The sequence below is a fragment of the Micromonospora globispora genome, from assembly GCF_003857015.1.
In the GTDB taxonomy this organism is placed as follows: domain Bacteria; phylum Actinomycetota; class Actinomycetes; order Mycobacteriales; family Micromonosporaceae; genus Micromonospora; species Micromonospora globispora.
On record NZ_QGGF01000409.1, the window covers coordinates 1 to 10,677 of the forward strand.

Here is a 10,677-nt window from a genome sequence, read left to right on the forward strand (position 1 = left end):
GCTCCGGTCTCGTGGTCTCGGAGATGTGTATAAGAGGCATGCGTGGCTACTCGGGGCCGGGGCCGGACCCCCGCGATCCGCAGCCGCTCGGCGCGGTGCTGGACCGGCTGGTCAAGGCGCGCGGCTGGCAGCAGCCGGCAGCCGAGGCGACCGTCTTCGGTGCCTGGGAGCGGGTGGTCGGCCCGGAGGTGGCCCAGAACAGCCGTCCGGTGAAGCTGGAGAACGGCGAGCTGACCGTCGAGGCCCGGTCGACCGCGTGGGCGACCCAGCTGCGGCTGCTCGCCGGCTCGCTGTTGCAGCAGATCGCCCGCGAGGTGGGCCACAACGTCGTGCGCAAGCTGCACATCCACGGCCCGGCCGCGCCGTCGTGGTCGCGCGGCCCGCGCCGGGTGCGCGGCCGGGGGCCCCGCGACACGTACGGCTGAGGCGCCAGCGCCGGACCACGTGATTGCCGCGACCGATCCTGCCGTGGCGGCTCCGACCGCACCGGTCAGGCGTCGGCGTAGACGGCGAAGCCCCGATCTGCACAGCGGCGGTAGAAGGCGGCGAGCACGCTCAGCTCGGCGCAGGTGAAGTTCCACTGCGGCGGATCGCCGTTCTCGTCGCGCAGCCCGTCGAGCCGGCTGTCCAGCCAGCGGAGCTGCTGCTCGGCGAGGCGGCCGTCGGCGAGCAGCGACCGGAGCACCTCGCTGACCGACTCGAAGGTGACCGCCTCCCCGAAGGGCCGGTGCTGGGCCACGAACTTCTCCACCCCGCCGGCGATCCACGCGCAGCCGTCGGGGTCGATCACCGGGTCCTCGTCCTCGGCGGCGTTCTCAGTGGCGTAGAGCACATTTTCCAGGCCGAGGATCAGATCGACCAGCTCGGTGTAGGCGGTCGCCCGGACCGTACCGGTCTTGGCGATCAGCTCGGCGAGGGCCGCGGTCGGGGCGGAGATCCGTGGCATGTCGACGATCTCGCCGAAGTCGACGAACTCGGCCGGCGCGACCGGGTCGTAGAAGCGGCCGGTCCGCGGCCAGTGCACCGCGACATTGTCCAGCCCCATCTGGCGTCACCTCTTACAAGCACGTTGTCGGACCGATCGGGTCGATCGTCCCGGTTCGGTCCGGGAAAGATCAAGACCACGCCGGTGGGCGCCGCAAAGGTACGGCACGTCCGGCCCCGCCGCGACCCCTGGGCGGTTACGCCCCGGTACCGATCCGTTGGCCGATCGCGCCCTTGGACAGGGCTTCGCGTGTAGGGGGAGTCGCGGACAGTGCGATTCGGGCCGCTACGGAGTTCTCAGGCGGCCCGCAGGGGTGCCGAGTGGCGGTTTAGTCGTGTGCGCAGAGTAAGATTGGGGGCGAGACGAAGACCCGATACGGAGCGACGGACACGGGCCCCCAGGGCCCTTGCTCATTGTCCCGCATCGGGTCGAGCCGATCGCGATCCGCGGGCAACCGCGGCGACCGGCGTACGCGATCCGTGGCCTGGAGTTCCCGGGGCCGGTCCGTGCGCCGACGTCGTGTCCTGTCCGCCGAACCCGCGCCCCCGCGCCCTGGCGTGGTCGGTGCGAGAAAGTGGCCGAGGGTGGCAGCGGAGGACAACAAGAAGTACGGCGCCGAGTCGATCACCGTTCTCGAGGGGTTGGAGGCGGTCCGGAAGCGGCCCGGTATGTACATCGGGTCCACCGGGGAACGCGGTCTGCACCACCTCGTGTGGGAGGTCGTCGACAACGCGGTGGACGAGGCGATGGCCGGGTACTGCGACACCATCGACGTGGTGCTGCTGGCCGACGGCGGCGTACAGGTCACCGACAACGGTCGTGGCTTCCCGGTCGACCTCCACCCGAAGCTGAAGAAGCCGGGTGTCGAGGTCGCGCTCACCGTGCTGCACGCGGGCGGCAAGTTCGACGGCAAGGCGTACGCGGTCTCCGGCGGTCTGCACGGCGTCGGCGTGTCCGTGGTGAACGCCCTCTCCACGAAGATGGCCGTGGAGATCCACAAGGACGGCTTCGTCTGGCGGCAGGAGTACCACCACTCCAAGCCGACCCCGCTGGAGAAGGGCGAGCCGACCGACCGGACCGGCTCGGCGGTCTCCTTCTGGCCGGACCCGGACGTCTTCGAGACCGTCGACTTCGATTTCCAGACCATCTACCGCCGGCTGCAGGAGATGGCCTTCCTCACCCGGGGCCTCACCATCCACCTGCTGGACGATCGGGTCGCGGAGAGCGAGGAAGGCAAGATCCGCGAGGTCACCTTCCAGTACGACGGCGGCATCGCCGACTTCGTCCGGCACCTCAACGCCTCGAAGAACCCGATCCACAAGACGGTGGTCGAGTTCGGCGCCGAGGAGGAGGGCATGTCGGTCGAAATCGCCATGCAGTGGAACGAGTCGTACGGCGAGTCGGTCTACACCTTCGCCAACAACATCAACACCCACGAGGGCGGCACCCACGAGGAGGGCTTCCGGGCCGCCTTGACCAGCGTCGTCAACCGGTACGGCGCGGAGAAGAAGCTGCTCAAGAGCGACGAGAAGCTCTCCGGCGAGGACATCCGCGAGGGCCTGGCCGCGATCATCTCGGTCAAGCTGACCAACCCGCAGTTCGAGGGCCAGACCAAGACCAAGCTCGGCAACACCCCGGTGAAGAGCTTCGTGCAGCGGGTCTGCAACGAGTGGCTGGTCGACTGGTTCGACCGGAACCCGGCCGAGGCCAAGACCATCATCCAGAAGGCGTCCCAGGCGGCGCGGGCCCGGATCGCCGCGCAGCAGGCGCGGAAGCTGGCCCGGCGCAAGTCGCTGCTGGAGTCCGGCTCGATGCCCGGCAAGCTGGCCGACTGCCAGTCCACCGACCCGCGGGAGTCGGAGGTCTTCATCGTCGAGGGTGACTCGGCGGGCGGCTCGGCGAAGCAGGGGCGCGATCCCCGCACCCAGGCGATCCTGCCGATCCGCGGCAAGATCCTGAACGTGGAGAAGGCCCGGATCGACCGGGTGCTGAAGAACAACGAGGTCCAGGCGCTGATCACGGCGCTCGGCACCGGTATCCACGACGACTTCGACATCGAGAAGCTGCGTTACCACAAGATCGTGCTGATGGCCGACGCGGACGTCGACGGCCAGCACATCCAGACGCTGCTGCTCACCCTGCTGTTCCGCTTCATGCGGCCGCTGGTCGAGCTGGGGCATGTCTACCTGGCCGCCCCGCCGCTCTACAAGATCAAGTGGAACAAGAAGGGCGACGACGCCCAGTACGCGTACTCGGACCGGGAGCGGGACGGGCTGATCGCGCTGCGCCAGCAGAAGAAGCCCAACGCCCGGCCGGACGACATCCAGCGGTTCAAGGGTCTCGGCGAGATGAACTATCCCGAGCTTTGGGAGACCACCATGAACCCGGCCACCCGTACGCTGCGCCAGGTGACGCTCGACGACGCCGCAACCGCGGACGAGCTGTTCAGCGTGCTGATGGGTGAGGACGTCGAGGCCCGCCGTTCGTTCATCCAGCGCAACGCCAAGGACGTGCGGTTCCTGGACATCTGACGGCTCGGTGCCGGCCGGCCGGACATCCACCGGTCGGCCCACCGGTCCACAGGGTTATCCACAGACAGGCCGGTTTCCACAGCCGTTATCCACAGCACGAAAACGACTCTGAGTCTGATAAGGGTTAACAGTGACCGATACTCCCGAGTCCACCCCGAGCGAGCCGGAGATCCCGGAAACCCTGGCCGCGGTCGTCGCGCACGACCGTATCGAGCCGGTCGGCCTCGAGGTCGAGATGCAGCGCTCGTACCTCGACTACGCGATGAGCGTCATCGTCGGGCGGGCGCTGCCGGACGTCCGGGACGGGCTCAAGCCGGTCCACCGCAAGATCCTCTACGCCATGTTCGACTCCGGCTACCGGCCGGACCGCGGCTACGTGAAGTGTTCCCGGGTCGTTGGCGACGTGATGGGTCAGTTCCACCCGCACGGCGACTCGGCGATCTACGACGCGCTGGTCCGGATGGCGCAGCCCTGGTCGCTGCGGTACCCGTTGGTCGACGGCAATGGCAACTTCGGCTCGCCGGGCAACGACCCGGCCGCCGCCATGCGGTACACCGAGTGCAAGCTCGACCCGCTGGCGATGGAGATGCTGCGGGACATCGACGAGGATACCGTCGACCTGCAGGACAACTACGACGGCCGGGCCAAGGAGCCCACCATCCTGCCGTCCCGCATCCCGAACCTGCTGATCAACGGCTCCGAGGGCATCGCGGTCGGCATGGCCACCAAGATCCCGCCGCACAACCTGCGCGAGATCGGCGCCGCCGTCCAGTGGTGCCTGGAGAACCCGGAGGCCGACGAGGCCACCACCCTCGAGGCGCTGCTGGAGATCGTCAAGGGCCCCGACTTCCCCACCCACGGCCTGATCGTCGGCCAGGCCGCCATCCAGGACGCGTACCGGACCGGGCGTGGCTCGATCCGGATGCGGGCCGTGGTCGAGGTCGAGGAGGACAAGCGCGGCCGCCCCGCGCTCGTCGTCAGCGAACTGCCGTACCAGGTCAACCCGGACAACCTCGCCGAGCGGATCGCCGAGCTGATCAAGGAGGGCAAGCTCGCCGGCATCGCCGACATCCGGGACGAGTCCTCCGGGCGTACCGGCATGCGGATCGTGCTCGTGCTCAAGCGCGACGCGGTCGCCAAGGTGGTGCTGAACAACCTCTACAAGCACACCCAGCTCCAGGAGACCTTCGGCGCCAACATGCTCGCCCTGGTCGACGGGGTGCCGCGCACGCTGAACCTGGCGCAGTTCCTCCGCTACTACGTCGAGCACCAGATCGAGGTGATCCGCCGGCGGACCGCGTTCCGGCTGCGCAAGGCGGAGGAGCGGGCGCACATCCTGCGCGGTCTGTCCAAGGCGCTGGACGCCCTCGACGAGGTGATCGCCCTGATCCGGCGCTCGCCCACGGTCGAGGATGCCCGGCAGGGCCTGATCCGGCTGCTCGAGATCGACGAGGTCCAGGCGACCGCGATCCTCGACATGCAGCTGCGCCGGCTGGCGGCCCTCGAGCGCCAGCGGATCCTCGACGACCTTGCCAAGCTCGAGCTGGAGATCGCCGACCTCAAGGACATCCTCGCCAAGCCGGAGCGGCAGCGGAGGATCGTCTCCGAGGAGCTCGGCGAAATCGTCGCCAAGTGGGGCGACGACCGGCGGACGAAGATCATCCCGTTCGACGGCGAGGTCTCGATGGAGGACCTCATCGCCCGCGAGGACGTGGTCGTCACCATCACCCGCACCGGGTACGCCAAGCGCACCAAGGTCGACCTCTACCGCTCCCAGCGGCGCGGCGGCAAGGGGGTCAGCGGCGCCTCGCTGCGGCAGGACGACATCGTGAGCCACTTCTTCGTATGCTCGACCCACGACTGGATCCTGTTCTTCACGAACAAGGGTCGGGTCTACCGGGCGAAGGCGTACGAGCTTCCGGAAGCCAGTAGGGTGGCCAAGGGCCAGCACGTGGCCAATCTGCTCGCTTTCCAAGCGGACGAGCAGATCGCCCAGATCATCGAAATCCCGAACTACCAGGTTGCGCCCTACCTGGTACTGGCCACGAAGAACGGCCTGGTGAAGAAGACGCGGCTCGAGGAGTTCGACTCCAACCGTTCCGGCGGAGTCATCGCGATCAACCTGCGCGATGAGGACGAGCTGGTCGGTGCTGCCCTGGTGGGCCCCACGGACGACCTGCTGCTGGTCTCGAAGAACGCCCAGGCGATCCGGTTCAACGCCACCGACGAGGCGCTGCGTCCGATGGGTCGGGCCACCTCGGGTGTGATCGGGATGCGGTTCAGCGAGGATGATGTCCTGCTGGCCATGGAGGTCGTCCGCGAGGGCATGGACGTCTTGGTCGCGACGAACGGCGGGTACGCGAAACGTACTCCGATCGAGGAATACCCGGTCCAGGGCCGGGGAGGTAAGGGCGTGCTGACTGCGAAGATCACCGAGCGACGCGGTGGTCTGGTCGGTGCCGTGGTGATCAGTCCGGACGACGAGCTGTTCGCCATCACCAGCAACGGTGGTGTCATCCGGACTCCGGTGAAGCCTGTACGCCGTACGCGTGACCGGAACACAATGGGGGTCAAGCTGATGGACCTCCCGGACGGCGTGACTATCGTGGCGATTGCTCGCAATGCCGACGAGCCTGACGAACAGGACTAGTTGATGACGGAGACACAGGCGAAGTCGGGGAACAAGGGGACCTCGGCCAACCCGGTCGACGAGGAGGCCGCAAAGGGCGGCACACCAGCGACCGGCCGCGCGGCCGTGGGCCGGGCCACGGTCCCCGCCGACGAGCCTGCCCCGAAGTTCACCCGGGCCCCCGGCATGACGCCACCGCCGGACAAGCCCGGGGAGGACTCGGGGACCAGCGAGCAGACCGAGAAGGCCAAGGTCGACGCCCCGACCTCCGCGGACGGGCTGGCGGGCCCGGCGGCCAGCGCGCGGCCCGCCACCACCCAGGCGATGAAGCCGGCGGCGGGCCGGGCGTCGACGGGTACCACCGGCACCCAGCCGCGGGTCGGGGCCGGTCTCGGCACAGCGGTGAAGCCTTCGCCGGACGGCGGGCGTACCGGCACGACCGGCCGCCCGAACGGCGGCGGCCTTCCCCCGGGCATCAGCAATGCGGCCGCCGTCGGTGCCGCCCGCGTCGGTGAGGCGGTACGCGCCGCCCGTGGCGCGGTCAGCTCGGCCGCCTCCCGCGGCCCGCGCCGGGCCCGGCTGAACCTCAAGCGGATCGACCCGTGGTCCGTGATGAAGTTCGCGTTCGCGGTCTCCGTGGTGCTCTTCATCGTGGTGGTCGTCGCCACCTCGGTGCTCTACCTGGCTCTCGACGCGATGGGCGTCTTCAAGAGCGTCAACGACAGCCTGACCGATCTGGTCAGCGCCAGCGGCGGGCAGAGAACCGGCGGCTTCCGGATCACCGCCAAGGGCGTGATTCTCAGCTCGGCGCTGATCGGCCTGGTGAACGTCGTGCTCTTCACCGCGCTCGCCACCCTCGGCGCGTTCGTCTACAACGTCTGCGCCGACCTGGTCGGCGGGATCGAGCTGACGCTCGCCGAGCGGGACTGAACCAGCGAAGACGCCGGGGCGCCGCGTAAAGCGGTCGCCCCGGCGTCGCGTATCCGGGTAGGTTGATCGGGTACGGGTGAGAGGCGCGCCACGGCCACCCCCGATTTGGGGCCGGACGCGGCAATGAGTTAACCTTGCTCGTCGCTACGCGGGGCTATAGCTCAGTCGGTTAGAGCGCAGAGCTGATAACTCTGAGGTCGCTGGTTCGATTCCAGCTAGCCCCACCGCACATCGTCCGACGGCAGTCGAGCGCGAGGGGTCGCCCCATGTTCAAGAAGCTTCTGTTCCTGGTCGGCGTCGTCGGCGTGGCTGCCGTGGTTGCCAAGAAGGTGAAGGCTTCGAACGACGAGCGCGCCCTGTGGCACGAGGCGACCACCGCGCCCGACCTGCGCTGACCGTCCCTTCAACTGCCAGCACCAGGCGGCTCCGCCCGCCCTCGGGGCCCTAGCTCAACTGGCAGAGCACTGCCTTTGCAAGGCAGGGGTTAGGGGTTCAAGTCCCCTGGGCTCCACCAGCACTTTTCTTGGTTGATCTCGGTCCCGAGTACAGCCATCTGTACAGCCAAGCGGTCACGCCATCCCCTCCTCGCCCAGCACGCGATCGATGGCTGAGGCAGCCTGACGAGCCCGGGCCGGCAGGACGTGTCCGTAGGTGTCGGCCGTCATCCGGATCGTGGAGTGCCCGAGCAGCTCCATCACCGTGCGCAGCTCCTCGCCCTGGTCCAGCAGGAACGTCGCGAAGGCATGCCGCAGGTCGTGTAGGTGCAGCCAGTCCAGGCCGGCCGCCGCGCGGAGCTGCTCGAAGCGCCGGTTGACGTTCCGCGGCTCCATCGGCGTGCCGATCGTGCTGGCGAAGACCAGACCGAGATCCGACCACACCTCGCCGGCCGCAAGCCGTTCCTTGGCCTGCCGCACCCGCTGCGACTCCAATGCCCGCACGGCCAAGCCGGACAGCGGCACCGGGCGGCTGGACCGGTGCGTCTTTGGCGGCACGAACTCCAAGCCTCGATCCGTGCGTTGAAGCGGCTGCCGAACGAACAGCGCCTTACCCGCCGGGTCGACATCGGACCAGCGCAGGCCCAGCAGTTCCGCCCGCCGCAGCCCAGTCGCCAGCGCCAGGACGAACAGCGATTCCAACCGGTCGCCGGTGAGCACGGACAGTAAGGTCTTGGCTTCCTCGGGCGTCAGCGCACGCCGCTCAGCCCGGCCAAGCGCCGGCGGCTTGGCCGCCTTGGCGACGTTGCGCGCGACCAGGTCCATCCGCTCAGCGTCGGCTAGGGCGACGCGCAGGACGGCGTGCACCTTGATGATGCTGGCCGGCGCGAGCTTGCCCCGGAGCCCGGTAAGGAACCGCTGTACGTCCCGAGGCGTGAGCCGGTCGAGCTTCATCCGGCCCAGACCCGGCATCAGGTGCTTGCTCACGGCCAGGCGGTAGCGCACCAGCGTTGACGGCCGGGTGCCATCGTGCGCCTTCACGTCCCGCAGCCACTCGGTCAGCCATGCTTCCACCGTCCGAGGCTGCGCGGTGAGGTCGACACCGAGCTGAAGTTGGTGCCGCAGTTCGTCCCGCTTCCGGACCGCCTCAGCCTCGCTCTTGGCGTAGACGTACTTCCGCTTCCGCTTGCCGTCAATCCAACCGAGGTCGACCACCGCCGCCCACACGCCTGGACGTTGCTCGTACACGGAGCCCTCACCATGAGCACGACGCCGCCGGCCGGTCATGCCGCGAACTCCTCATCAGCCGACAGGAGCTCATCAATCGCCGTCAGCGGGATCAGGCGAGCCCGACCAGCCTTGATCGAACGAAGCCGGCCCGAGCGCATCAGGACGTAGACGGTCTCCCGGCAGACGCCGAGAAGCGCCGCAGCCTCAGCGGGTCGGACGCTCTTTCTCTCCGTCACGCACCTGCTCCTTCCTTGTTGTCGGACGGACTGGCCGTAGTTGCCGAAACATCGGGCGGCGGGTCGGCGGCTCGTCTCGCGGCGTCGAGCTGTGCCCGCCATTGGATGCGCTCGGAGATCGCCCGCAGCACCCGGTGCCCGAGAGGCGGGACGTCCGGGTCGGTCGGTCTGGCGAGTTCCCAGGCGTGCCGCTGCTCGTCGCCGGCCGGGGCGGTGGTGGCGTCGGTGGTGACGCCGAGCAGTGCCTTGACCCATTCGCGGCGGTCGGCGCGGTGGTCGGCCAGGGTCTTGCCGGACCATTGGCGGGAGATGAGAACGCGGCGACCGCCGATGCCGAGGGTTTCCCGCTTGTGGACCTTGTTCTTGCAGTTCCCCGGCCTCAATCCGGGCCGGGCCTTCTTCGGCTGGATCCCGTAGAGCAACCAGTTGGCGCACCGCTCCGAACACGGCGTGTGCCGCAGTTCCTGCCAGAGCCGTTCCAGGTGCGCCCGCTGCCGTGAGGTGGTGACCCCGTGGCAGTCGGCGGCCTGCTTGGTCAGGTACTTGGTGATGTAGCCGACGCACCGATCGGCGTCCTTGGTGCCAGCGAGCACGCCCTTGGCGTCGACCTGGCTACCGAACCTGACGACGTGCACCGGCTCGGCGTTCGGGTCGGCGTCGACCAGATCAAGGCGGCCCGCAAGCGGGCCGCGCCGGCCCGGCCCCGGCCTGCTGGCGACCTCCGGCCGGCATCGGCCGGGCCGGCCGGCCACACTTGGGACGCAAAGCCCTTGAAGACCTCGGGGCTCCGCCCCGAACCCCGGCCCTCCTCAGAGATGCCGCCGCGGCTCCCCTCGTCGGGCACCACAAGGGCTACCAGCCTCCCCGGACGGGGCCAAGGTCGTTCGTCCGGTAGGGCGCTCCACCTTGTCCCCGTCCGGGGAGGCTGGACGGTCTACGACTGCCCGACGAGGAGATCAGCTCTTGGCCAGGAAGCCAACCTGATCGATTCGTGGCACCCTACCGGCATGGCGAAAGCGAGGAGATCGGCGTGGTTCCGTATGACTCGGACGCAGCGAGGGATCTGCGTCGCCGCACTGTGCGTGGCGCTAGCAGGGATCGCACTGGGCTTCGCCCTGAACCCTGCACTCGGGGGAATCATCGCGTCGGTATCCACGCTCGTCGGGATCTTTACGTCGATATTCGCCCCGCCGGATCCCCCACCCTCAAGGTGACTGAAGCAGCAGCGGCGCTGGCTGTACAGCCATCCGTACAGCCAAGCCCGCCCGTCCCCGTCTGGGGAGGCTGGACGGTCTGGCGACTGCCCGACGAGGAGATCCTTCCTCCGCCCAGAGCCTTTCTAAGTTGTGCGGCAGGACGCACACTGCAGTGCATGGGCACGATTCAAGACCCGAACCCCGACCGCGACTGGTTGAAGCGCAGCTACGTCGATACGAGCACCAACCCGTACTCCATCGACTCGCGCACGGAGATGATGGGTCGCCTCGCTGAGGGCACCGGAGGCAGCCCGGCCATGCGCGCCGTCATGCGCGCCGTCGCTGGCATCACGCTGGTCGCGATCGCCGTGTCGGTTGTCCTAGACGAGTAAGTCCTAACTCGGGACGGGGCTGCGGACGCAGCGAAGGGTGTTGATGATCCGTTTGTGACGACAGACATCAACACCCTTCTCACCGCACTGTACGTGAAGATCGACGACTGGCTC

At 68.6% G+C, this 10,677-nt stretch carries 10 protein-coding genes and 2 tRNA genes; 8 read left to right on the top strand and 4 right to left on the bottom strand.

Annotated features, from left to right (window positions below):
* Positions 1-425 (top strand): DciA family protein (locus DKL51_RS21915; protein WP_124812436.1); only part of this gene is annotated, 425 nt, incomplete at its 5' end.
* Positions 426-490: 65 nt separating this feature from the next.
* Here the strand turns inward: DKL51_RS21915 and DKL51_RS21920 are convergent.
* The gene (locus DKL51_RS21920; RefSeq protein ID WP_109948358.1) at positions 491-1,045 is read right to left on the bottom strand and encodes a hypothetical protein; all 555 of its coding nucleotides are present in this window, start codon (positions 1,043-1,045) and stop codon (positions 491-493) included.
* Between the two features lie 524 nt (positions 1,046-1,569).
* Here DKL51_RS21920 and gyrB point away from each other — a divergent pair.
* The 6 genes from gyrB (at position 1,570) to DKL51_RS21945 (ending at position 7,589) form a co-directional block, all read left to right on the top strand.
* The gene (gene gyrB / locus DKL51_RS21925; protein WP_109948359.1) at positions 1,570-3,516 is read left to right on the top strand and encodes a DNA topoisomerase (ATP-hydrolyzing) subunit B; all 1,947 of its coding nucleotides are present in this window, start codon (positions 1,570-1,572) and stop codon (positions 3,514-3,516) included.
* A 130-nt stretch (positions 3,517-3,646) separates the two neighbouring features.
* On the top strand, positions 3,647-6,166 hold the full coding sequence (gyrA, locus tag DKL51_RS21930; protein WP_109948360.1) for a DNA gyrase subunit A: 2,520 nt from the start codon (positions 3,647-3,649) through the stop codon (positions 6,164-6,166).
* A gap of 3 nt (positions 6,167-6,169) precedes the next feature.
* Positions 6,170-7,075: a DUF3566 domain-containing protein gene (locus tag DKL51_RS21935; protein WP_109948361.1), complete on the top strand. Its 906-nt coding sequence runs from the start codon at positions 6,170-6,172 to the stop codon at positions 7,073-7,075.
* Between the two features lie 150 nt (positions 7,076-7,225).
* Positions 7,226-7,299: transfer RNA gene (locus DKL51_RS21940), tRNA-Ile, on the top strand.
* A 42-nt stretch (positions 7,300-7,341) separates the two neighbouring features.
* Positions 7,342-7,470, top strand: a complete 129-nt coding sequence (locus tag DKL51_RS35830) for a DLW-39 family protein (protein WP_218105107.1) — start codon at positions 7,342-7,344, stop codon at positions 7,468-7,470.
* Between the two features lie 43 nt (positions 7,471-7,513).
* Positions 7,514-7,589: transfer RNA gene (locus DKL51_RS21945), tRNA-Ala, on the top strand.
* Positions 7,590-7,644: 55 nt separating this feature from the next.
* On the opposite strand, the gene DKL51_RS21950 is transcribed toward DKL51_RS21945, so the two are convergent.
* From DKL51_RS21950 to DKL51_RS21960, 3 genes are read right to left on the bottom strand one after another with little or no spacing between them, the layout of a single operon-like run.
* Entirely contained in the window at positions 7,645-8,757 is a 1,113-nt protein-coding gene (locus DKL51_RS21950; protein WP_260428617.1) for a tyrosine-type recombinase/integrase, read from the bottom strand.
* Between the two features lie 35 nt (positions 8,758-8,792).
* On the bottom strand, positions 8,793-8,975 hold the full coding sequence (locus DKL51_RS21955; protein WP_109948363.1) for a helix-turn-helix domain-containing protein: 183 nt from the start codon (positions 8,973-8,975) through the stop codon (positions 8,793-8,795).
* A complete protein-coding gene (locus tag DKL51_RS21960; protein ID WP_311768073.1) occupies positions 8,972-9,727 on the bottom strand; it encodes a replication initiator in 756 nt (251 codons plus the stop codon). The genes DKL51_RS21955 and DKL51_RS21960 overlap by 4 nt, the downstream gene beginning before the upstream one ends.
* A 620-nt stretch (positions 9,728-10,347) precedes the next feature.
* Here DKL51_RS21960 and DKL51_RS21965 point away from each other — a divergent pair.
* On the top strand, positions 10,348-10,563 hold the full coding sequence (locus DKL51_RS21965) for a hypothetical protein (protein WP_109948364.1): 216 nt from the start codon (positions 10,348-10,350) through the stop codon (positions 10,561-10,563).
* The last annotated feature ends 114 nt before the right edge of the window (positions 10,564-10,677 follow it).